The sequence below is a fragment of the Haliscomenobacter sp. genome (genome assembly GCF_033763495.1).
Lineage (GTDB): Bacteria > Bacteroidota > Bacteroidia > Chitinophagales > Saprospiraceae > Haliscomenobacter.
In genome coordinates, this window is sequence record NZ_JANRKL010000168.1 from 28549 (window position 1) to 52037 (window position 23489).

Consider the following 23489-nt stretch of genomic DNA (forward strand, 5'->3'; position numbering starts at 1 on the left):
GTTGAGGTTAAATGTGAACAAAGCTAGGTTGGTTATTAGTTGTACAGGACAGTAGTTTGGATTGTAGCTCTTTTATTCGAATTTTCTGACTTTCAACTCTTTCTCCGTAGGGAAATCAGCTGGAATGGGAATCGTCACTTTACCCGTAGCTGCCCACTGCGCCCCACGTTGCAAACAGGTGATGAATCCCACACACTCAACGGAGTAATCGGCATGGCCAAGTGGGGTATGGAAAACCCGGCCTTTGCCATATTTGATGGTCATCAACATGGGTTCGTGGCGATCGGTGCCCCGGTTGGTTTTTGGAGAAAACGCAGTAGCCAAAACCTGCATGTTTTCGGCAGGGCCACGTAGTCGATCGTACATTTCATCCTTGCTGTGCAGCCAATTCAGGGGCATCCCTTTGGTGATGGGATGTTTGCTATCGCGCACGGTGATCAGGAATTCGGTTTGGGCACCATGGGAACCTGCCCGCCCGGGAGCCATGTCCCGCACCAATTGGCCTTTGTCATCGTAATACACATAAGGACCATCTTTTTCCGTGCGATCACCCCAACCGCCCAGACCAATCATTTGGTTGTAAGCTGGCCAGTTTGGAAAAGAGTTGTCTGCAGCGTGAATGACCACCAGGCCGCCCCCTTTTTTCATAAAGGCATCGAAATTAGCTTGTGTCGCATCGGGCCAGGGAGCTGCATTCCAGCCAAAATTACAGATCACGAGATCATATTTGGAAAAATCGATGAGGTAACTGGAATCTGGCCGTGATTTTGTCAATTCCACCGTTTTGCGCAAACCGGGAATGGGGTATTGCTGAATGTACTCTCCGCCGTTCCAGGTGTAATAGCTGCGTTGTACATCAACCGAAAACTTTCCGGTTTCTTCCAGGTATTTTTTCATCATGAAACTGATTTTGGCCCATTGGTTGTGGTTGTTTTGGCCATCCACAATCAGCGTCTTGATGGTTTTTTGAGCAAAAATAGTGCTGCCTAAGAGGAGAAGGCAAAAGCTCAGCAGGACTTGCTTTTTGTACATTGGATCTAATGTTTTTGTTGTTTGTGTAAAAATAGGGAAAAGCTAGTATTTCTAAGATGAATTCCTAAGACATCTAAGGGCATCTTAGGAATTCATCTTAGAATTTATCCCTTAGCGACCGCCCGCACCTCGGTGGTCGCCCCGCCATCCAGCGTCAAACTCACCTGTTTGTTTTGTTGCCAGGCACCACGGGTGAAATCAGGGACGTCGATCGATTTACCCCGTTTCGCCACCGATTGTTCGCTTAAGGGGGCCACTGCGCTCCAGCTGGCCGCATCGTATACATCTTGATCCAGTGGCAAACCATTGCGCAAACAATCGATCAAACGCCAATCCATAATGAAGTCCATACCCCCGTGGCCACCCACTTTTTTGGCGATTTCACCAATGTGTTTCACCAATGGTGTGCTGAATTTTGCCTCCAAATCCTGCATCTCCCGTTCGTTCAACCATTCCTCTCCTAACGCGATTTTGACAGGATTGGGCCATTTTTGCGCTACCCCTTTGGTGCCACTTAGCACGTGGATGCGGGAGTAGGGTCGGGTAGAGGTCACGTCGTGTTGCAACATCACCGTTTTGCCTTTCTGGGTACGGATGATGGTGGTGTTCATGTTGCCCCGAAAGCTTTTGCCTACATATTCCTGATAAAAGGCATCAGTGCTGGCTTTTTCCTGAGCCATTTTGCCCATCTGGAAATCGTTGCTGGAAATGGCTACCAGGTGGTCAAAACGGTCGCCCCGGTTGATGTCAAGGCATTGGGCAATTGGGCCAAGGCCGTGGGTAGGGTAGAGGTTGCCATTGCGCAAGTTTTCCTTGAGGCGCCACATATCGGCATAAGAACTCTTGTTGAAGTTCATTTCCAACAGGTTGTGGATGTAGGCACCTTCCGCGTGGACAAGCTCACCAAATAGGCCATTGCGCACCATATTTAAGGTCAGTTGTTCAAAGAAGTCGTAACAACAGTTTTCCAACATCATACAATGCCGCTTGGTCTTTTCGGAAGTTTCCACCAGTTGCCAACATTCGTCGATGGTTTTGGCGGCAGGTACTTCAGTGGCGGTGTGTTTACCTTGCTGCATAGCGTATACGGCCATAGGTGTATGCATACTCCAGGGGGTAGCGATGTACACCAGGTCGATGTCAGCACTTTCGCACATGGCCTTCCAGCCGTCATTGCCGCTGTATTCCCGGGCTTTGGGGCGGCCAGCTTTTTCTACGATGGACTGGGCTTTACTGGCGCGTTTGGGATCTTTGTCGCACAAGGCCACAATTTCCACGCCTTCGATGCGACTCATGCGGCTAACGGCACCAGGGCCACGGTTGCCGAGCCCGATGAAACCGATGCGTACTTTATCGAGTTTTGGAGCGGCAAAGCCACACATGTTAAATTGTTGTTTGCCCGCATCCAACATTGGAGCATCAGTCTGTTCAGCATTGGAAACTGGCTTGGCTTGCACCAATTGTGGCAACCCCAGGGAGGCGAACCCAGCGCCCCAGGTGATGTTTTTGAGGAAATTTCTGCGATTGTGCATGTGGTTAAGGTTTTGTGGCTGAAAATTAAGACACATTTTCAGCCAAAACTTGTTTTTTTTCTTAGTATTGGCTGAAAATAAAGCATTTTTTGGGAAGGCGAACAAGCAAAGAATTTCCCAAAGCATCAAATGGGACCGCCTACCTCCCTTTAAAAATTATACCCACTTGCCCATCCTCCTCCAGCATGAGCGTTTTTTTGAACTCGTGGGGCAGCAAACCCTCCAGGGTGATTTTATTCAAAGCTAAATCTCCGTGTAAGACACTCAAGCGCAGCTCGACTATGTCGCCCTTTTTTTGCACCCGATACGTTCCCCAACTGTAACCATTTGACCAAAAAAATTGCCCTTCCTTTTGGCTCAGCTGCAAGGATTTGCCGATGCCAGAATACTGAAAACCTGTCAAAGCCAGTACCGCCGACCAACTCGCCATCGCCCGGGCGTAATGGTGCCCACATTCTGGTTCGTCAAATGGATTGCGTTTTTGCCCGTCAAAACGGTCGCGGATGCTTTGGATACATTTCAATCCGGGTTCTTGCATGCCCTCGTAAAGCATGCCTACGGCAGCACAATATTCAAAACCAGACATGGATTCTGCGAAATAGGGAAAGGGAACTTTGAGCCGCCCTTTGGGCCAACTCGCCATAATCAACCCCGCTTCCTGATCCATCACATAAGACCGCATGTTGTTAAAAATTTCATTAAAACCTTCCACGTAATTGTATTTCATGATGCTGCGGAGGGTGGTTTGGATGTTTTCTTTTTTGGCCAAATAACCCAGGCCACAAACATGCGCCATGTATTGCCCGGCCAATTGATCGACCAAACAACCCTGCCCCAATTGGAAAGTGGGAATTTCAGTCGCCGGATCGCTGGTGTTGAGGAATTGGAAGGTTTTGGGGTCGGTGATTTTGTGCTCGTAATATTCACCGTTGAAGAGGTTTTCGTCCACCCATTTGCTGCCCTTAGCCCAGATTTGTTCACATTGGGCTGCAAATTGGGGTTCATTCATTGCCCGGGCCATGGCGGCACTGGCTTTGAGCGCACCAAAATACCAGAATTGCATTTGGGGATTGGGGCCAAAGTAGTCAACATCCATCGTGTTGTGCTGGCGGCCTTCCTGTACACCGTCCTGATTGGCATCCCAACCACCGGGAATCCAGGCATAACTCATGGCTTTTTTGACTTTCGGCCAGTGTTTTTTGAGCCATTCCAGATCGCCAGAAAGTTGCCATTCCCGGTAAAAGCGCATGATGGAACCCATTTGACCGTCTGCGGCGGCTACGTGGTCGATGTTGAAGTTGGCTTCGAGGGGTAAACTGACCCGGTTCATCATTTTGCCATTGTCTTTGGTGCCGTACACCAGCTCGACCTCCCGCATGGAGCGCGCCAGGTCACCGTACAAGAAGGCAGAGGCGGTTTCGTAATTCCATACGTGGGTACAATTGCCATAACAAGAGCCCGCTTCATTCATCACTCCTTCCCAGCCCATCAGGTGGCCGGAAGGAAGGCGAAAAACGGTTTGAGAGCGCAAGGTGGAAAGGTTGAACAAGGCAGCCTCTTTCACAACTTCAGGCAAATCGCTCTGCAAAAAAGCCTGGACAAACGCCAGGGTTTTTTCCTCCAGCTTGGGCAAACGGGGTGTTTCTTTCTCCACTACATCCCAGGCATCTTTGTACATGTTGGTATAATGATTGCCAATCACCTTGCCTCGGTAACCAAAGCTCCAGGCGTTGTTCCAGTCGAGTCGATTGGGAAAATGCCAGCTCAAGTAAAACGTAAAACTGATGCTCCCACCAGCCGGAATTCGTTTTTTGACGGCCAGCGAGGCCATGGGATTGTCGTCCACCAGCTTCTCTTTATCTGTCAAGGCTCCATCTGCGCTAAAATCATCCCAAAAATCGAGAATTGAATTTTCCCAGTCATTGGGTGTGGAGGAGCGGCGCCAGGAAATGCCTTCCTGCTCGGGGGTGGTAAGCGCAATGGTTCCCCAGGCGGGATCTTGCGGATCAACTCCATTGCTGTACATATAAATGCCACGCACATGTGGGCTCTGGCGATACTCATTTTGATTGGCTTTGGCGCCAGTGTAAGTGAGGTCGCCTTTCCAGTTTTTGCCTTGTTTGCTGCCGTCGATACCGATGAAGTTGCGCATCGTTCCACATATAGCCACTTCAATCGGCACATTTCCGGTGTTTTGTACCTCATATTGGAGGATCGCCATGGGGATGCTACTGGCTGCGGCATCGCCGGGTATCAGCGGGTTGAACCCTTTGATTTTGACCTGGATCGGCAATTTGTCATCTTTGAGATTCACTTGCCCGAAGGGATAAGCAGCGTCAAAAGATGCAGTTTTAAAGCGGGGCATCCCGTGGTGATTGACCGGACGGCCTTCGTAGTGCTGGTATTCACTGGGATGTAGTGGCCCAAGCAAGGCTTTGGTCATCGGGGCTTTGCCCTCCGGACGTACGTACACCGCAAAAAACGGTGCCTGGTTGCCATCAGAAAGCGTACTAAAACCTTTTCCAGGTTTGTTCATGATCTCCCAATCACGCAATTCGCCTCGACCGCCAAGGGAAACGGTGCCCGTGCCGATACCTCCCAAGGGCAGGGCAACGTTCAATAAGTGTTGTTCGTCGTAATGTTTGAGCACTGGCCAGGGATTGGTTTGGGCCTGGGGCTTGCCAATGAACCATGGGCTGAAGAGGCAAAACAAGAGCGCTTGTTGAAAGGTCTGCTTCATGATGTAGGTTAGGTATGTAGGTCTTAAAGTTAAAAAGACTCCCTGATTATTTGCGGAGCTTGCTTAATTTGTAACAGCAAATCTCTGAGGTTTCCCTAAGGTGCCTAAGGTTTCTAAGGTGGTGAAAATGAAAAACCAGCGAAGCTGGTCCTTATCCTATTCCAAATCCACCACCAAGCCCAATTCCGCCTGATTCCGCACCACCTGCACCGACAATTTTCCCGTCCACAACACCTTTTCATAGATCAATTGCAGCGCCTCCACATGGGTTACTACCTCTCCATTGGCTTTGCGGATCACGTCGCCTTTTTGCAGTCCCGCTCTGGCCAACGGAGATTTTGGCGACAGTTCCAGCACAATCACTCCATTTTCATCCGGCAAACCATAAGCCGAACGTTCCCCCAGGCCATTGACCGATTTGACTTTGGCCTGGAGCCAATTAACTTCTTTTGTCGTCTTTTCATCGGCAATAAACAGGAGTTCCGGAATACGGGGCTGAGCTGCGATTTTTTTCAAAGCCGGTTTTTGTACCCCAAACTGATCCATGGGAAAATTTTCAAAACCAATGTCAAAAGCTTTTGAGCCCGCTTGTAGCCTGAAATCAGCTGTAACGGGATCAACAAACAAGAGCTCTCCGGCTACACTAGCTGAGTCCGTCCCCTTGCTTCTTGCCTTGGCCAGATAAGAAGCATTGCTGAAAAAGTTGTAATCGATGGTTTTTCCCCAGTCATCCACCCCGATCGGGAAATAAGCCCGCATGAACACATTGCGTTGGATCACATCACCACTGTTGGGAAACCATACATGAGGATGCAGGGAATTATTGACAAAAACATTGTTTTCAGCCACCCGAAAATAACCTTCGCGCAGCTTTAATCCGCCCTTCAGGAAAACATTGTTGTAAATGTGGTAATTGGAACTGCCATCGTCGAGGTCGACATCCCAACCATGGTCGCAGCGGAAGCGGTTGTTGCGGATGATGGTGGTGTATTGAGCATCCAGCAAGGCCATATCCATATCATTTTGCTTGTTGAAATGCCAGTACCGATCGCGGCCCCAGGAGTTAAAAGCCCCGTGGTCGCTGGTTTCGAGCACGGTTTCAAATGCGTCGTTGTACTCGATGAGGTGCCCACCAAAAGCACCATCACCCACGTTGATTGCGGCCCGTGGCACCTGATAAATGCTGTTGTGTCGAATGGTAATCTGAGTAGCAACCTGGATTTGTACACCCGCTACTTGTTTCTCCACCTGCCCAATGTGGTGAATGAGGTTGTCTTCGACCAGGCATTGGCGAGGGTAATGCCGATTTTTAGGCCCAGGCACGTAGTCCATTTTTTCCACTGGGGTTACTTTTTCGTAGCGATTGGGCACAGAGCGTACGGCGGAGGTATCGCCCACCAAACAAATGGCGCTGGCCCCAATGTCGAAAAAATGGCAGCCCCGAATGACCGCATTTAGGTTGTAACGGCTTATAAAAACGGCGTTTCCACCCAGCTGCTTGAAAGTACAATCGTTCAGGCTACAGTTTTGTGTATTTTCAAAAAGCACGGCCGCCCCCCGATAAATGCACCAATCACTGCGTAAGAGGGGTTCATATTTTTCCATAAAAGTGCGCTCGGCATGGACGAAATGTATGCCGCTGATGTGGACATTTTGGAGGGGTAAATCATCCTGACCTTTGAGCTCGATTAAGTGTTTGAGCTGGGAGATTTCGATTTTCGCCTGGGGCAGATTTACTCCAGCAGGTGGAAAAAAATAGAGTGTTTTTTCGGCTACATTGAAATACCATTCACCAGGAGCGTCCAGTTCTTCAAAGATGTTTTCCACAAAACGGTATTTGTTGTGCATCGCTGATGGGCGGTTGTTTTGCCAACCTCCTTCCAGTTGTAGTTCATCTCCTTTTTTGCCCAGAATGCGGTACTGAAAACCACCCCATTGCCCGGCGTGCATGGCATGTACAAAGCCGCCAGCGGGATTGCCCCAACGTTTGATCCGCTCGGGTGCAAGGGCATCGACAGCAAAACCATTGAATACCCGCACGGTATCGGTGTAGTTGGGGTAACGCGCCAAAATCTGCTGTTGGTCATTGACAAAGAGTTGCTCAAAGGCGGGGTTATCCAAATGGGCTTTCCACAAATTCTCTCCAGCTTTTTGCCATTGCAGCCGAACTCTTTTGCCGCCGCTCAAGGTCGCTCGCCCAGCTGGGGAGGCGGAGATGTGCAGGCTTTTTCCGGCCCATTGTTTGGCATTGATTTGAATGGTTTGTTTGAGGTAATGGGTGCCTGGCAGAAGTTGAATTTGCGGGCTATTCGTAGTGGCTTTTTGGGCAAGTGAAAGCGCACGATCTAAGGTCGCAACTGGTGTTTTTAAAGTGCCTGTAGCCTGGTCATTACCTTGTGGAGAGACATAAATTACACTTTGGGCAAAAACAAGGCTATTGACGCAGCAAAAAAATAGAATGCAGAGCAATTTTTTCATTGGTAGTTGTTTCAGGACGGCTGGTAAAATAAGTTTTTTGGCATTTTTATACTAGGTTTGAGGAAGTTCCTTTCTTGGTTTTATTTTTTTTGGCCTAAACTACCATCATGAAAGCTGTTTTTAAATGCTTGTTTATTTGCTTGAGCCTTTACGCTGAAATACAGGCGCAAAGCACCAAGCCCAATATCCTCATCCTGTTTACCGATGACCACACTTACCATGCCTTAGGCGCATTGGGCAACAAAGTGGTCAAAACCCCACATATGGATGAGTTGGTAAAAAATGGGACGACCTTTAGCAGAGCAAGTTGTTTGGGGGGGAAACACGGTGCTTTATGCGTGGTGAGCCGGGCAGGAATCTTGACAGGACGTTACCTCAATAGTTTACCCGGCGGTGCCGATGTAATCCCAACAGATCACACCATGATGCCCGAACATTTGAAAAAATTCGGCTACAAAACCTTTGCCACCGGCAAATGGCACAATGACAAAGCTGCTCATTTTCGGGCATTTGATGAGGCGGACAATATCTTTTTTGGCGGCATGCATTTTCCTGATGAAGGCGGCCATGAACATGCTAACCTGTACCATTACGACCCCAGTGGCCAATACCCAAAATCAGCGCAATGGAGCGCGGAAAAGTTCTCGAGCACCCTTTATGCCGATGCTGCTGTCGCTTATTTGAACCAAAACAAACAAAGCCAGCAGCCGTTTTTTGCCTATGTGGCTTTTACTTCACCTCATGATCCACGCACTCCGCCAGCACCTTACGACAAAATGTATGACCCCAATAAAATTCCCTTACCCAAAAACTTCTTACCCCAGCACCCTTTTGACAATGGGGAAATGGAGGTCCGGGACGAGCAACTGTTGCCTAAAGTGCGCACCCCGGAAATGATCAAGAAGGAACTGGCGATCTATTACGGTATGATCTCGGAGGTCGACGCTCAAATTGGGCGGATCATCCAAACCCTCAAAACCAATGGACAGTACGACAATACCCTGATTATTTTTGCGGGCGACAATGGCCTGGCGGTGGGCTCACATGGCCTGGTAGGCAAACAAAGTGTGTATGAACACAGCATGAGGGTGCCCCTGGTAATGGTTGGACCTGGGGTCCCCAAAAACCAAAAAACGGATGCCTTGTGCTACTTGTCAGATATTTTCCCTACGGTTTGTAGCTTTCTCGGCATCGAAAAACCTGTTTCGAGTGAAGGCAAAAATTTATTGGAAGCCATCCGAAATCCCCAAGCCATTTTTCGGCAAAACATCTATTACAAATACCGGGACATTCAACTGGCGGTGCGGACCCATGACGATTGGAAATTGATCAAGTACAATGTCAAAGGCATTGAACACCAACAACTGTTCAACCTCAAAAAAGACCCCTGGGAAACCAAAAACCTGGCTATGGATAAAAAACACCAAGCCAGGTTGGCCACGTTGACAGAGACCTTAAAGGCGGAAATGGCTTTTTACCATGACAACCTGGATTTAACCCTGCCCAACTGGGGGAAGATGCTGAAATAAAAGGGTAATAGTTTATGACTTCGCCTTCGGCGAAGTGCGAATAATTTTTTAGCCACAAATGACACAAATTTTCACAAATTAAGGCACAAACTTGCGTTTGTGCTCCTAACACGAACGAAGTTCGTGCCTTAATTTGTGAGAATTTGTGTCATTTGTGGCCGAATTTCAACATGAGGCTCCGCCGAAGGTGGAGTCTGAAAACTTTACTAAAAGAGAATTATCACCCCCATTACTTTGTCATAAACACCCATTTCACCGTCTTATCGTAACCGAAGGGCTTACCTACCGGAAAGGTCGGCAATTCCCCCTGCAAACGACCATCACTACCTTTTGAAACGGCCAATCGTGTAAACGAATACACTCCTTTTTCAAAATCAAAACTCAGCCCGTCATCGTCATACAATTGGAAACTGCCTGCTGATTCCCCGTAATGGCGAACCTCCAGGGGCAGAATTTCCCCAGCTTTGGGCGCCTGACGCCGGGTTGGAACCATCGGAATAATGCCTCCATCTTTTACAAAGAGCGGAATTTTGTCCAATGCCGGGCTGATGCTGATTTTTTGATTTTCCCCAACAAAAACGCCCGTATAAAAATCGTACCATTTCCCGGCAGGTAAATAAACCTCGCGGCTACTTTCCCCCGCAAACATGGGAGCTACTAGCATGAAATCGCCCATCATGTATTGGTCTTTGATGTCTTTTTTGATGCTCATGGCGTAGGGATTGGCTGTGGCATCCAACTGACCCGGGGTACTGGAAGCAGTGAATCCGAATCCCTCCACGAGATTCATGGCGCGAAAAGGCGGCTTACCTTCAAAATGGTACTGCGCAAAGGTCGAATACAAGTAGGGCAGGAGCTGCATGCGCAAACTGGCCACATCATTCACCGCTTTTTCAACTTCTGGAAAAGACCAGGGTTTGGTGCCGCTAGCCCAGGCATTGAGCATGGCCATAGGAGAGAAACAGACGGATTGCATGCGACGCACCCATTCTTCAGCGGTTTTGGAAGCACGCACTTCGGGCGTCCACAATACACCGATGAAGCTACTGTTGACCAGGGCGGTGATGAAGTCCTTGTGGCTGTAATAGTCGTTGTAAATGACGTAAGGAAGGTTACTGGAACCCGCATTGGAGCCGCGCACCAAACCATAGGTGCGTTTGTTGATTTCCTTGTACCAGGAGGCGGTCATGCTTTGCACCAAATTGCCGTACACCTGCCGCATTTGTTCGGCACTGAAGCCCGAAGGAAAGGTTGCCACATCGGGCCAAACCCAAAAGTCATAGCCGTCTACTTCATCCACCTTGAAACCACCTACACCAATGGAGAGCTGATTTTTCATAAAATGGTCCTTGAACAATTGCCGGGTTTGAGGCAGGGTGAAGTCGGGCACAATGCCATTCCAAACGGTATGTGAGCCGGACAAGGGTTTGATTTTAGGATACAAACTGGCTTTGGGCGACACGTAGGGGTTTAGCCAAAGATTGGCGCTGAGCCCTTTTTTGGCCAGAGCATCTAGAAAGCCCTTAGGGTCGGGAAAACGGGTTGGGTCCCATTCAAAAGTGCAGGGATAAGACATGCTGTGCCAACCTGGCTCTACGCCAATAAAATCAAGGGGAAAATTGTGCTCTTCAAAGCTGCTGGCTTCTTTCAGAATGTCATCCTGGGTATACAAGGTGGGGACACGTTGGGTAAAGCCCAAACCCCATTTGGGCGGAAGATAGCCACCACCATTCATCAAATTGTAACGCTGTACAACCTGCATTGGCGTAGGGCCAGCAAAAACATAAAGGGTTGCACCTTCAGCAGGCACCAGGATTTCAACCGCGTCGGAGTAGGGTTGAGCATCCCACTCTTTGTTGGTGTTGCGGTCGTACAACACGGGTGGGTGCTGGCTTTCCCGGCGGACACCTGTACCTGCGTACACAGTCAGGTAACGCGCAGCATCGATCAAAACACCATAGCCTTTTGAAGAAACATAAAATGGAACTGGGGCGTGGGTGCGGCCATTGTCCTCAGCGCCGTAGTGGTCAACGTGCAGATCGAGGATGCGTCCACGCTGGTTGACGGTCTGGAAATTGAGGCCCAAGCCAAAAAGTTGTTCGGCCTGATCCAGCGGAAAACGCAGGTAGACTTTATGGTCGATGATTTTGACGTCAATTTCGGCTTGCACGAGCGGGAAACTGCTTTTGGGCAATTTGGCCAGGGCGGGCACATTCGCGCTGGCCCCAGCGGTGCTGAGCAGGCTGATTTTTTCGGGTTGGCCTACCGTGGCTTTCCAGATTCCGGGGTATTGCTCCCGCCATTGCAGTTTGATTTGGGCAAACATGAAATATGGAAAAAGCAGCAGGCAAAAGAGCGTTTGAATGGGTTTCATGTGTTGACGATTGATGTTGGTTTGTGGGGAATGTTAAAAATGTTTTCTAAAGGTGCTAAATCACTTTTGTTTCAAAAATCACCAGGCGCACAGGCCCCACGAGACCAGCTGCTTGCAATGGGCTATCCTTTCGATAATAATACCATACGGAAAAGGTTTTTCGTCCCTTGGATGGTCGCGCTTGATTTTTTACAAACCAATCTGGATAAGCCTTCATGGCATGACCAAGGTTTCCCCGGTCACTGCCCCATTCAAAATCAGCGGCTTCCTGTTCATCACCGATGAGGCGGTTGGCCCAATTGGTCGTCACGGCTATTTCCAGCAGGTTGTCACCCGGAACGAGGGCTGTGGTAATATCCAATACATAGGGTGGGTACCACAAAACCCCCAGCGTTTTGCCATTGATTTTTAGACTGGCGATGTCGTAGAGTTGCCCCAAATCAAGCTGGATCAGTTTGCCGGGTTTCATCATTTCTGGACTGACCTGGATGGTTTTGCTGTACGTTGCAGTGCCTGCAAAATACTTCACTCGTGGATCGCTGTGCTGGCTGAAATCCAACAATTGTGGGAAGTCGAGTTTAAAAGCTGGCTCCAGTTTAGGTTGAAGGCTCAGATTCCAGGGGCCTTCAATGGTTTGGTAGCTGGCCGCGGGCAAGTCTACATTTATTTTTTTACCAGAGGCATATTCCAGCGAAAGCTGTTGAGGGCTAGTTGCAAAAAGTGCATTTTGGCCATCCTTTAAAGGTACAATGTTCCAGCTTTTTGCTGTGCTGTTGATGGCAACCAGGTGCTCCTTGGGGGTGATTGCTTTGCGGAAAACCACAAATACCGCCTGTTGATCCTTGAGCTGGAGCTCTACCCGGGTGCGGCCATCTTTTTCCTGCCAAACGGGGGCATTTTGGATGCTGACATCCTCCGCTTGCCAAAGCTCGGGTTGTTTTCCGGTGATCCGAAAGGAAATACTCAGGTTTTGCGGTACCGGAGCCAGGTTGGCAACAAAATAGACTTCTCCTTCCGGCCCACTGCGGTGCAAAACCCGAATGTATTGGCTTGAATCGGCTTTTTCAACCTGATGATCAGGCTGGATTTTATGCCATTTCATGGCGTCGGGGATGTTGGTAAACACCAGTCCCTTGCCGTATTCGGCTTGTGGCCCGTAGTTCCAGAGGATATTCCCTACACCGGCTACTTTTTGATCTGAACTTGGGTAAGCTTTGAGGCCCAGGGCTTTTTCGGGTTTTGGCCCCACCACACTGGCTCCTTTAGCGACCAATGTCTTGATTTTTTCCGCCACTTCCACTTGCATGCTTTTTTGATTGGGTAAAACCAAAAAGGCATAAACCCGCCCCGATTCCAGTACAATTTTTCCATTGAGCACCTGGATGTTTTGGCGTAAAAAGTCAGGCCGGGAAATCAGGTCACCAGAGCCTTGTAATGCTTCCAGACAGAGGTAATCAGCCACCCGTTCGCCGTACTGCAACAAAGTCTGGGTACGACCCAAATACTGGAAAAACGCTTTGCCTGGCTCCGCCCAGGTTTGGTACCGACTAAAATGGGTACCCCACCAACCCATGCCCATGCCCGGCTGGTAGCGATCGTCGAAAGGCTGATGCACCCAATGGTGCAGAACCAGGCGATTGGCTCCTGAAACATAGCCTTTCAAGGCAGAAGGTTTCAGGAAAGCTGGATCTTCAGTGTATTTGCTGTTTTCGGGCAAACTGGTCAGGGCTTCTGCCCCAACAATCCTGCGTCCTGCCGCTGCTGCTGCCGCTGGGATTTTGGCATCGATGCCGCCCGTATGGGTCCAGAATTCACCCATGGGTAAGTCGGCTAGGGCAGCACCCTGTGCTTCGTTGAAAGGGCCGCCATAGGATTCAAATTGTAGATCGAGTCCTGCGGCTTTGATGAGCTCTTTGCCCGTTTTCCAACCATTGTCATAGTACAATTGGTGGATGACATCCTGAAAATCCCAGGCAAAACGTTGACAGGCTTCTTCATTGTCGAGGATGAGGGGCTTTTGATCAATGTTGTCAAAAGAAAGAATCCAGGGAATGGGATCGTAACCCTTTCGACGGATGAACTCTTGGCGAAAACCCGGCGTCCAGTTTTGATCCCCTGCCTCGTAACTGTCGATGAGGATGTGTTTGAAGGATTTGCCCAGGTAAGGTGCCAATTTTTCTTGGAGCGGATTCAGTACAGTTTGCCAGTGAAAGCGGTTTTGGGTGCTGCTCATTTTATCCACTTCCAGGGTTTTGCCGATGATGTCGTCCGGCAGGGGGTGTGGATTGGCCATCGTGGGAGCATGACCGACACGGTAAATGAGCCAATCGCCAGCGGGAGCTTCCCATTGGAGTTGGCCCTGCGCGTCCATTTTGCTGCTGAGATCGATGATGGCTTTGCTGGACACCTGGGTTTGAGCAGGTACAGCCAGCACGGCGATGTCTTTGTAAAACGTAGCTTTGATTTTAGGGGAGCCCCAGCCTTCCCAGATGGGGGGCTCGGGTTTGGCTAGTTTGACGCTGATGAGGGTGCCGCCGCTTTGACTGGTTTTAGACCATATCAGCGTTTGCATGGATTTTTCTTCACTGACCCAAGGGCCGCCCGTGGTGGAGTATCCGGCAGTGTTGTGCAGTCCAATCTCTAGCCCCAATCGTTGCGCTTCGGCTGCAGCATGGCGGATGGCTTCCCAATAGGCCGGGCTGCGGTATTTTTGCTCGGGCCAGGGATTGTTTTCGGTAGGGACATGACTCTCCTGTACGGCCGAGGCGAGGTTGAAAATCGTGGCCCCGCCAATGCCCGCTGCCCGCATCGCTTCCAGGTCTTTGGTGATGCCCGCTTTGGAAAAATTAGAGCCCATCCAGTGCCACCAGACGTAGGGCTTGGCGGTAGAAGGAGGGGTAATGAAATTGGCTTCGAGGGGGCTTTTGTTTTGCGACAAAAGCATCAAAGCGCATAAACTGAAACTAAGGAGGAGACTGAGTTTTTTCATTTTGCTACATCCACTTTTAAGTACTGCCAATTTTGATCAAAAAAGCCAGTGGCCTTGATGGCTTTTGCGCCATCCTTGGGTAAATCTGCGGTAAAAATCAGGTAATCGGGAAAACCACTGCCCGCCGCGAAATACTGATTGGCCCAGGCTGCTTTCATTCCCGCTAAACCCGTACCTGCTACAACGGAAACGGAAGCGGTTTTACTATCGGGACGAGGGTAGGTGAAATAAACGCCCAGGTCGTTACCAGTATGGGTTTCATCTCCCAGTTTGATGCTGCCCCGATTCACTTGTAGAGGGCAATTGGCCAGCAGCTTAGGCCAGGCTTTATTGGTAATGGCATTGCCAAAAAGGATGACACCTCGATCTGGATAGGCAGCTGGATTGAAGTCCTTATCGGCGATCAAGTCTACCGCACCATTGCCCCGGTAGTACCAGGTTTCGGCATCAAAAACTGCTTTTTGGTAGGCCCATTCATTCTCTTCCTGAGTGCCTCCTGTGCCATACACAAACACCATGCGGTGGTTAAAACCTTCTTTAAAAGTGCCATTGCGTTGGGCATTCCGTTGCTGAGGCCCCGGCTCTGGGGTAGCTTCCCAGGTAGTGTTCTTACTGAAAAACAGGGGTATTTCGCCCGTTTTACAATTGCTACACACTTCTTGACCATCAATGCTTAGTTTGAAGGATTGGTCTTTGGGAAAAGCATCTGGAAGTAGTTTTAGAATCCGCACATTGTCGGTTTTGATGGCAATGGTTTTGGCGGAGGAATTGCGTTTGGCCGAAATATTGCTGTACATCAGCGGTGCAGACTGTTGTTCGATGCCAATCCAATGGTAAGCGGAGGAAATGGCTGGGTTGGCGGTGGTGAAATTCAGGCTATCCACGTCCTGCGCTTTGGGAATGCTGTGCCATTTGAAAAAATCAAACAGTGCTGGCCAATCCACACTGTGGTCGCCGTACCAATGCGAGCCATTTGGGTATTCGTAGTAGGAAAAATCGTTGTGAAAAGTACTGAGAACCTTGCGCATTTCGCGAGCGTATTCGACCGAAACTGTACGGTCAGCATCGCCGTGCAAGATGTAAATGCCACTGGCTTTGTAGTTGGGTGCCAGGGCGATCACATTACTCGGATTGCTTGCCCGCAAAAGCATCTTTTCCACCGGATTTGTGCTGCTTTCGGGAATTTTGCCATCGGCTGAGCCATAGCCCATCAAGGTTGGGTAACCTGCACAAGGGGCAACTCCTGCCCATTTCCCAGGGTAAGTGGCCCCCAGGTACCAGGAACCATGCCCGCCCATGGAGTGCCCGGTCAGGTAGATTTTTTGTGGGTCTGGATCAAATTTTTTGTGTGCAATGTCAAGCACCTCCAAGGCATCCAGACGTCCCCAGTCTTCCCAGTTGAAGCCCCGGGGCCGCCGATTGGTGGGTGCGACCAGGGTTCCCCAATCTTTGGGTTTATAGGCGCGAGCTTGCCCGATGGCTTCTACCTCGGCACCATGAACGGATAAAAACAGGGCCGAACCTGGTTTGATCCCGCCAATTTGCGGAGCTACAGCATAGTATTGCACACTACCATCTATGTCGCTGATAAAAGTGCGGCTGTGGTGCTCAGCAATGGAAAGAGCGGTCAATTGGATTTTTTTTTCATCCAATACCTGGTCGTTCTGCAACAAGGCTAGTGTACATTCTACCGTTCCTTTTTGATCAACCGCGGAAGGTCTGAAAGGGAATGCTACTTTGCGTGTGCTTAGAGGGCTGATTGTCGGAACATAAATTTGCATGACTTTACCAGCTAGATTGCTGCGCAATACCAGATTTTTCAGCGCCTTATCACTTGTATTGATCAAAACGATTCCCCCGGTGAGGAATTCATCAGTCTCTTCTAGCACAATATGGGGCAAGGTGGCGTCGGCGGTACTGATGAATACAGGTTTTTCAGGGAAAATCAACTTTGCGGTAATGCCTTGAAAACGGCCACCCTGGCCAACCCGGACGTACAACTCATTTAGCCCTTTTTTGAGTTTGACGGGGTGAAATAACCAGCCGTAACGATACATATCGCCGGAATAGGGCACGCCATTGAAAAACAGGCCGCTGTGCCCGGCGATTTGCAGCAAGGCGGTTTTTTCCTCGCTGGAGGAGTAAGTCAGGTACACATATCCATTGCTCAGACTGGCATCGCGCAGGCGATTGGCGGTATCCGCCTGGACGGATTTCCATTGAATGGGCTTCCCTGTTTTATCCGTGGCCAAGGTATTGCCCTCACTTGGAGTATTGAGTTTGCCCTGAATGAGTTGATGCACCAAAAGATCGGTGTAGAGGGCTTCGCGGCCGTATTGATGGCAAGGCCCAGCGGCAAGACCTTTGGTAAAGGTAAATGTAGTTTGGGCAAAAAGGGTTTGACAAAAGAGGAATAGGGTGAAGAAGGTAAAGTAGTTTGTTTTTTTCATTTGGATTTATTGGTTTAAGGCGGATACATTTGGTAGTGGGGCAAAAATAAGTGCTCATTTTTCTTGAGCCAAAGGATTAGATAAGAAACTTGAAATGAATCGTTTAGTTATCTAATCCTTTGGCAAAAGGAGCACTTATTTTTTTATCGCCCCTTGGCCAGTAAAGTAGCGAAAAGAAGTAGCACTTCAATATAATAATGGCCAATTTTTGGCTATACTTTTTTTTTTTTCAGGCCAAGCAATGCTGATTCTTAGTTGCTTTTTAAGAAACTCTCGATTACATAATTTTCAGTAAAGGATTTATTCTGAGCTGATTGTGCCAATTTGGTTTTAACCTGTCCGTTTAGATATTGCCGATTTTCAGCCAGGTAATTCAAAAAAGTGCTCAATTGGTTTTTGGACATCTGTTCCAGGTTCTCCACCAGGCTGTTTACGGCACTAGGATGGGCGTACTTTAAGTTGTTGAGCAACAAGGTCCGGGTATTGATGTCGACACTGGCAAAGGTTTGAAAAAAAAATTGGCTCACTTTTTCGTCCTTCCAAAGTTCCCGGGGTAATTTTTTGAGGATGTACAAACGATTGCCGGGTGAAGTGTGTTTAAAAATTTCCTGGATTTGCGAAAGCTGATTGACCAGGGTCGTCGAATTCAACTGTTTGAGGGCAAACAGTTGGTAGTCTTCAGCCGAAGATTTTAAAAAAGACTCCGCCAGAGCAGGGTCATAATAACTGAGCAAATGTTGTTCAATTTGTTCTTTGATGTCGCCATGGGCCAAATGCCAGGCTGTAAAACAGGAATACAAAGCCCCTTCAACGACAGATTCTTTGATCTCTGCCCGGGTGGCACCGGATACCGCGTCGACCTCTTCTCCGTTAAAAGTGATTTTTTCTTTGGCGGCAATGCTTTGATCGAACAAATCTTCCATGGTTTTGCGCTCCAGAATCGAGTGTTGATCTAGCAAAAGGGTGTGGAGTTTGGTGTAGTCGGCAGGGGTGAAGGCTTCGTGGTCAAATTTGGTCAACAAATTGTCGGGAAATACCCCGTACCCCACGTAATGCCCGACCAGATTCCAATACAAGGTGATGTACATGGGTTTGCAAAGGCCATCGATGCAGACCGGAGTGATCACGTCGGAGCAATACAACAATGGCTTTTGCTGCACATCCGACAACAACCAGACCTGATGCTTCAAAAGACTGTCGGTACCAGCCAAGGTAAAGACCATCTTTTCATTGGCCACTTGCGCAAATTGCTCCGGCATCGCCATGTGCAGTGGTGCATTTTTGGCCAATTCAATGGCGCTGGAGTAGAGCAATACCAGCCCTAAGCTTATCAAAAGTACAAGACGGGACAACAAAGCTCCAACACCGATTCCTTGCAACATGGTTTTAAGGTTTTATGGTCTGCTGTGTTTTAAGGTTTTATGGTCTGCTGTGCGGTGATTGTGCCCATGTATTCCTGCAAGTGTTTTTCGTATACCGCCCGTGGCTGAACTTTGTACTTGTGGCAAATCGCTGCGGCAAATCCTACAGCTGCGCCCATTTGCCCGGTCGTGCGCATGACTCTGGGTCCACCCAAACCGATGTGAGAGCAACTGAAGCAGCGTCCGGCCATAAACAAGTTGCTGATGTTGCGGGAATACAAACTGCGGTAAGGGATGTAGTAGTTTTTGGTTTTGTAAAACAGCGCTTCCGACAAAAAATCAGGATTTTCTTCGTCTTGCAGGTTGCGTTGATAATGCACATCAATGTCGCGGGTTTCTACCACTACCGAATCGGGAAACTGAGTATGATTGACCACATCGTTGAAGGTAAAAACATGATCCCCAATGAGCCGACGGGATTCTCGTTTGCCCAACAAATAAGAGACCCATTGCAGACGGTATTTTTCATTGCCGGGTTGTTGTTTGGCATTGAAAAAAGAACCGTAAATGGCCCGTAACAAGTGGTCACGAATTTCTTCACCATCGTCAATTTGGTGCAGGTCATTGCGGGAAAATTCCCAGTACCATTCCCCGGCCGTGGCTTTGTGTTCTTTGGCGACAGCTACGGCCCAGGGAACTGTTGGAAAGCTCTGGACTTGTTCGGCTACTTCCGTCCGCCAGAGAATCGAAGACCCCATCACAAAGTTATCGGCCTCTTCGGGGCTCCAGAGTTCGCCCCACTTGTTCCAGGCTTCACCGTATTGGTGCACACTCTCCCGTCCGTAGGAGTACTCTGCTCCAGCCCAGTAACCGATCCAGCCGTCGCCAGTGGCGTCAGTGAAAAGGGGCGCTTTGAACCGAATCCGTTTGCCATTGGAGGTGTGTTGAGCGTCGACATACTGAATGACATTATTTTCGGCCACCGCGTTATAAGCTCGCCAATTGTAATGGATATCGATGTTGGGGTATTTTTGAACGTTGCGGTCTCTTTTTTCCTGATCTTTTTGCGCCTCAGGGGAGCCATTAGGGTAATGTTCGGTATCGATCATACGCAGGATGCGTTCAAACTTGCCATAGATGCCCAGGGTATGCACCCGGATTTCGCTGCTGGCATTCCCGCCCAGCACTGGACGGTCGTGGATGAGGGCTACTTTTAGGCCTTTCTCCGCTGCTGCAATGGCCGCTGCACAACCTGCAATCCCCCCGCCACAAATGACCAGGTCATAGGTTTTGGTCGTTTCAGGTGCGAGGGGTTCGCGTAGCTTTTTTTTACGCCATTCGGCCAGTACTGCGCCACCCTGAGGAGGATCAATCTTGGTTTTACTCAAATAAATCGCATCACAGCGGGCATTGAACCCGGTAAGGTCAATCAATTCGAGGCTGATTTCTTTGCTATTCACTACCACTTCTCCAGCATATTCCCAAGTCCAGTTGGGGATTTTCCCAAAGACATGGTTTGTCTTTTGGCCATTGATGGCGATCTGAAATTGCCCCGGAGCCTCCCAATTGCCCGGTGCCCAGTTTTTGGTTCTGGCCCAAAGGTGGTACTTTCCTTTGGCGGACAGTAATACTTTGGTGGAAGCATTTTTAACCGGAGTGCCCATGCCGTGGGCCATCAGGTAAGAAGAGCCCATTTGTTGTACGAATTGAGGATCTGTCACCCAGTAGCCTTTGTCGATGAAACTTTCGGCTTCAATCAGGGCGTCTTTTTGGGCAAAAACCAGGAAAGGCAGTAGGTAAAATAAGCAAAAAAAGGAGCGATATAAGTTTCTCATGGCTTGCGATTGAGGTGACCAATTTTTGTCTACCATAAGGCAAGATGGATAAAAAATTTTTTTTCACAAAGCCCTAAATTAGAATTAAATGAGCATTTCCTATCGGGAACCATTACAAATTGTAAGAAAACTAAGAATGGGATATTTTTTTGGAAAAAAGGAAAAAAACTCATCCCTTGCTTTAAAAAAAACTCGGGATGAGTTACCGCTACAACTCCATCGGTACTTCCATCAACAAAAACTCAGCATCACTACTCGCCTCAATCGAGAATGAATCCACATCCCAAATGCCCAAACCATCGCGGGTACTCAAGGCTTGCCCATTGATGTTTACGTCTCCCTTCAAAACAAAGGCATAAACCCCATTTCCTGCCTTGTGGATTTGGTATTCCGCTGTTTTTCCTGCATCAAAATCCGCCAAATGAAACCAGGCATCCTGATGGATCCAAACGCCAGCGTCGTCGGCATTGGGTGAAATGATTTGCTGGAGCGTGTTTTTGCGGTCAGCAGCATTCAAAGTGATTTGATCGTAACGGGGTTGCACGTTGCGCTGATTGGGGTATACCCAGATTTGCAGGAACTTGACCAGGTGATCGCGGTTCTTGTTGTATTCGCTGTGGTGCACTCCGGTGCCAGCACTCATTACTTGGATGTCGCCATTGCGGATCACTGTGGTGTTGCCCATGCTATCCTTGTGCTCCAGGTCGCCCTCCAACGGGATGCTGATGATTTCCATGTTGTCGTGTGGGTGGGTTCCGAAACCCATACCAGCCGCAACGGTATCGTCGTTGAGTACCCTCAATGCGCCAAAATGCACCCGATCGGGGTTGTAATAATTGGCAAAACTGAAGGTATGGTAAGAATTGAGCCAGCCGTGATTGGCGTGCCCTCTGGTTTCGGCTTTATGCAAAACGGTATTTGCCATTTTTACTCTTTTTTTAAAATTTTTAAAATAACACTTTGGTAATCGATAAAGTCTATTTTTGCGGCGGAAAAATTCAAAAAAAATTGCTTGTTATGCACATCAACGAAGAAGACTACTCAGACTACGATTACGATAGTGAGTACTACAACTACGACAGTGGTGATGCCACTGATACTCAGGTCACCAAAGATTGTAATGGCAATGAATTGAAAGACGGTGACTCGGTGACCCTAACCCAGGACCTGAAAGTAAAAGGCACTTCGGTCAACCTGAAACGGGGTACTTTGATCAAAAACATCCGCCTGACCGACGATCCGGAAGAGGTGGAATGCCATGCTGAAAAGGTGAAGAACCTGGTTTTGAAGACGAAGTTTTTGAAAAAGCATTGACACCGCGTAGAGACGCACGGCTGTGCGTCTTTTTGTGTGTTTGCCAATCAGCCAGAGACGCACGCCGTGCGTCTCTACCGTAAGGATTCGATGGAATCCCACACTGTTTGTAGCACAGGTACCCCATTTTTCAGGTTTTTCGCACGGGTTGCCAGTACTCTTTCGCCGGGAAAACTGATTTTACTGCCCTCTTCCGAAGGGGTTGACTCCTGATAATCCTGAATGATGGCCTGTACCATTTTTTCCACTTCCTCGGCATGGCCAAAGCGACTTGGATCAATGGCGATAAAAACTTGCGATACACCGTACTCCACTTTGGTTTTACTCACTTCATGGGTAGATGCGCCACCCGAAATGACGCTGGCGAGAATGTCCAAAAGCAGTGACAAGCCAGCGCCTTTCCAAAACCCGATGGGAATGGAACGCCCCGTTTCCAGAATGGCCTCTGGATCTCGACTGAGCTTACCTGCTGCATCATAACCGCCGGGTACAGCCAAGCTTTCTCCTTTCATGGCAGACTGTTCCATGGCCCCAAAAGAAAACTGCGACATGGCCATGTCCAACACAATGGCTTCATTTTGATAGGGGAGGGCCAGTACAAAAGGATTGTTGCCCAACTTGGGGTTCAAGGCTCCCCAGGCTGGCATATTGGCAATAGTATTGGTCCAGGCCATAAAAATGAAACCGCTGCGCGCGGCTTTCCAGCCGTAGGTTCCACCCCGCATCCAGTGATTGGTGTGAGCCAAACCCAGACAAGCAATGCCGTGGGCTTTGGCCAATTCAATAACCCGGTCGGTGGCAAAAAGGGCATTGAGCGGGCCCGGACCTAAATTGCCATTCCACTGCTCGATGGCCGCAAAACGGTGCTCCAGACTTGGGCTGGTGGTTGGTTTGACATATCCATTTTCCAGGTACTCCACAAAACGGGGGAAGCGGTTGACCCCGTGAGTGTACACTCCGTCCACGCTATTTTGGGTGAAAATCTCGGCACAGGTGTACGCGCGGTCGGTTGGCATACCTTTTTGAATCAAAATTTGTTCAAAAGTGGCCTGCATTTGTAAGGCTGGAATCAGTATGGTAGAAGACATAGTGGTTTGCTTGAGTAGGCTAAAAGTAGCACAAGTTGCCCATTCAAAGCTGCTAGCTACCTGAAAAAATAGCCCAGGCCACTTTATTTACTCAAATTCAAACGCAAATGCACTTCATTCGGTGCAAAACCAATGCTGCTTTGGGACAGCAATGGTTTGAGTTTTGAATTGTCGCTGCTCAAGATGCTGTGTAGGGAAAAGTCAAATACGAACAAAAAAGCGCCCTGGATTAGAATCGAACGCCCAAAGCCACGTAGCCGCTCAGCATTTTTAACTTCCCGTTGTCCTTTTTCCATCAAATACGCCCCGCCTAGGATGTAGCCCACATCCAGACCAGCATTGAACAACAGGATTTTTTGGATTTTGTAGTGCTCCTGCACACTCTGGTAAGTATCCCAGCCGCTGGGATCAACCTTGAGTGTACTGAAATACCCCAGGGTGGCAATGCCCAGATTCATCGCATTCCAGCCGATTTGCATTTGTTGAAAGGCTTTGTTTTCGCCGCTGGTGTGGCCCAGGCGGAGCGCGCCTACGGCCATGTTGCCGAGTGCCCAGGTACCTAGGACGAGCATGCCTTGGCGTTGTTTGTTGAGGCGGAGCTCGTGGAGGCCTTCGAAAGTGATGGTTTGAGAAAAAAGGGTGTGGCTGAAAAGGAGGAGGAAAATTAAAAGGAATAGATTTCTCATGTGGTTTTAGGATACAACTACATTATACTAAAAAAGTTGATTTTTGGGTTCAATTTCCTTAGCTTTAATGCAGCTTTACGT

Annotated in this window: 14 protein-coding genes; 2 read left to right on the top strand and 12 right to left on the bottom strand. The window is 48.9% G+C overall.

The features are described 5' to 3' along the window. Positions 1–72: 72 nt before the first annotated feature. The 4 genes from SFV55_RS18095 to SFV55_RS18110 form a co-directional block, all read right to left on the bottom strand. On the bottom strand, positions 73–1032 hold the full coding sequence (locus SFV55_RS18095) for a ThuA domain-containing protein (protein ID WP_320030944.1): 960 nt from the start codon (positions 1030–1032) through the stop codon (positions 73–75). A 104-nt stretch (positions 1033–1136) separates the two neighbouring features. After that, a complete protein-coding gene (locus SFV55_RS18100) occupies positions 1137–2564 on the bottom strand; it encodes a Gfo/Idh/MocA family protein (protein ID WP_320030945.1) in 1428 nt (475 codons plus the stop codon). Between the two features lie 139 nt (positions 2565–2703). Further along, positions 2704–5304, bottom strand: coding sequence for a GH116 family glycosyl-hydrolase (locus tag SFV55_RS18105; RefSeq protein ID WP_320030946.1), 2601 nt, complete (start codon positions 5302–5304; stop codon positions 2704–2706). Positions 5305–5460: 156 nt separating this feature from the next. Then, positions 5461–7782 carry a PDZ domain-containing protein gene (locus tag SFV55_RS18110; protein WP_320030947.1) on the bottom strand — a complete coding sequence of 774 codons (2322 nt, stop codon included), beginning with the start codon at positions 7780–7782 and terminating at the stop codon, positions 5461–5463. Positions 7783–7889: 107 nt separating this feature from the next. Here SFV55_RS18110 and SFV55_RS18115 point away from each other — a divergent pair, with 107 nt between their 5' ends. Beyond that, entirely contained in the window at positions 7890–9311 is a 1422-nt protein-coding gene (locus tag SFV55_RS18115; RefSeq protein WP_320030948.1) for a sulfatase-like hydrolase/transferase, read from the top strand. Between the two features lie 229 nt (positions 9312–9540). Here SFV55_RS18115 and SFV55_RS18120 read toward each other — a convergent pair whose 3' ends face one another. From SFV55_RS18120 to SFV55_RS18145, 6 genes are all read right to left on the bottom strand, one after another. Continuing rightward, the gene (locus SFV55_RS18120) at positions 9541–11685 is read right to left on the bottom strand and encodes a TIM-barrel domain-containing protein (protein WP_320030949.1); all 2145 of its coding nucleotides are present in this window, start codon (positions 11683–11685) and stop codon (positions 9541–9543) included. A 55-nt stretch (positions 11686–11740) separates the two neighbouring features. After that, positions 11741–14674, bottom strand: coding sequence for a glycosyl hydrolase (locus SFV55_RS18125; protein ID WP_320030950.1), 2934 nt, complete (start codon positions 14672–14674; stop codon positions 11741–11743). After that, positions 14671–17124 (bottom strand): alpha/beta hydrolase-fold protein, encoded by a 2454-nt coding sequence (locus tag SFV55_RS18130; RefSeq protein ID WP_320030951.1) that lies wholly within the window; start codon positions 17122–17124, stop codon positions 14671–14673. The genes SFV55_RS18125 and SFV55_RS18130 overlap by 4 nt, the downstream gene beginning before the upstream one ends. Positions 17125–17375: 251 nt before the next feature. Next, on the bottom strand, positions 17376–18506 hold the full coding sequence (locus tag SFV55_RS18135) for a hypothetical protein (RefSeq protein ID WP_320030952.1): 1131 nt from the start codon (positions 18504–18506) through the stop codon (positions 17376–17378). A 29-nt stretch (positions 18507–18535) separates the two neighbouring features. Next, the gene (locus SFV55_RS18140) at positions 18536–20320 is read right to left on the bottom strand and encodes an FAD-dependent oxidoreductase (protein WP_320030953.1); all 1785 of its coding nucleotides are present in this window, start codon (positions 20318–20320) and stop codon (positions 18536–18538) included. Between the two features lie 208 nt (positions 20321–20528). Next, positions 20529–21245 carry a pirin family protein gene (locus tag SFV55_RS18145; RefSeq protein WP_320030954.1) on the bottom strand — a complete coding sequence of 239 codons (717 nt, stop codon included), beginning with the start codon at positions 21243–21245 and terminating at the stop codon, positions 20529–20531. Between the two features lie 98 nt (positions 21246–21343). Between SFV55_RS18145 and SFV55_RS18150 the strand changes: the two genes are divergently transcribed. Next, entirely contained in the window at positions 21344–21634 is a 291-nt protein-coding gene (locus SFV55_RS18150) for an alkylphosphonate utilization protein (protein WP_413776720.1), read from the top strand. A gap of 74 nt (positions 21635–21708) precedes the next feature. Here SFV55_RS18150 and yiaK read toward each other — a convergent pair whose 3' ends face one another. Further along, positions 21709–22722 (bottom strand): 3-dehydro-L-gulonate 2-dehydrogenase, encoded by a 1014-nt coding sequence (yiaK, locus tag SFV55_RS18155; RefSeq protein WP_320030956.1) that lies wholly within the window; start codon positions 22720–22722, stop codon positions 21709–21711. Between the two features lie 83 nt (positions 22723–22805). Next, complete coding sequence (locus SFV55_RS18160) at positions 22806–23408, bottom strand: DUF6992 family protein (RefSeq protein WP_320030957.1); 603 nt, start codon at positions 23406–23408, stop codon at positions 22806–22808. Positions 23409–23489 lie beyond the last annotated feature (81 nt).

Excerpts from the sequence above, each read along its gene's own strand:
- SFV55_RS18135 (WP_320030952.1), bottom strand. The coding sequence starts at position 18,506 with ATGTTGCAAGGAATCGGTGTTGGAGCTTTGTTGTCCCGTCTTGTACTT.
- SFV55_RS18120 (WP_320030949.1), bottom strand. The coding sequence starts at position 11,685 with ATGAAACCCATTCAAACGCTCTTTTGCCTGCTGCTTTTTCCATATTTC.
- SFV55_RS18105 (WP_320030946.1), bottom strand. The coding sequence starts at position 5,304 with ATGAAGCAGACCTTTCAACAAGCGCTCTTGTTTTGCCTCTTCAGCCCA.
- SFV55_RS18095 (WP_320030944.1), bottom strand. The coding sequence starts at position 1,032 with ATGTACAAAAAGCAAGTCCTGCTGAGCTTTTGCCTTCTCCTCTTAGGC.
- SFV55_RS18140 (WP_320030953.1), bottom strand. The coding sequence starts at position 20,320 with ATGAGAAACTTATATCGCTCCTTTTTTTGCTTATTTTACCTACTGCCT.
- SFV55_RS18110 (WP_320030947.1), bottom strand. The coding sequence starts at position 7,782 with ATGAAAAAATTGCTCTGCATTCTATTTTTTTGCTGCGTCAATAGCCTT.
- yiaK (WP_320030956.1), bottom strand. The coding sequence starts at position 22,722 with ATGTCTTCTACCATACTGATTCCAGCCTTACAAATGCAGGCCACTTTT.
- SFV55_RS18115 (WP_320030948.1), top strand. The coding sequence starts at position 7,890 with ATGAAAGCTGTTTTTAAATGCTTGTTTATTTGCTTGAGCCTTTACGCT.
- SFV55_RS18145 (WP_320030954.1), bottom strand. The coding sequence starts at position 21,245 with ATGGCAAATACCGTTTTGCATAAAGCCGAAACCAGAGGGCACGCCAAT.
- SFV55_RS18130 (WP_320030951.1), bottom strand. The coding sequence starts at position 17,124 with ATGAAAAAAACAAACTACTTTACCTTCTTCACCCTATTCCTCTTTTGT.
- SFV55_RS18160 (WP_320030957.1), bottom strand. The coding sequence starts at position 23,408 with ATGAGAAATCTATTCCTTTTAATTTTCCTCCTCCTTTTCAGCCACACC.
- SFV55_RS18125 (WP_320030950.1), bottom strand. The coding sequence starts at position 14,674 with ATGAAAAAACTCAGTCTCCTCCTTAGTTTCAGTTTATGCGCTTTGATG.
- SFV55_RS18100 (WP_320030945.1), bottom strand. The coding sequence starts at position 2,564 with ATGCACAATCGCAGAAATTTCCTCAAAAACATCACCTGGGGCGCTGGG.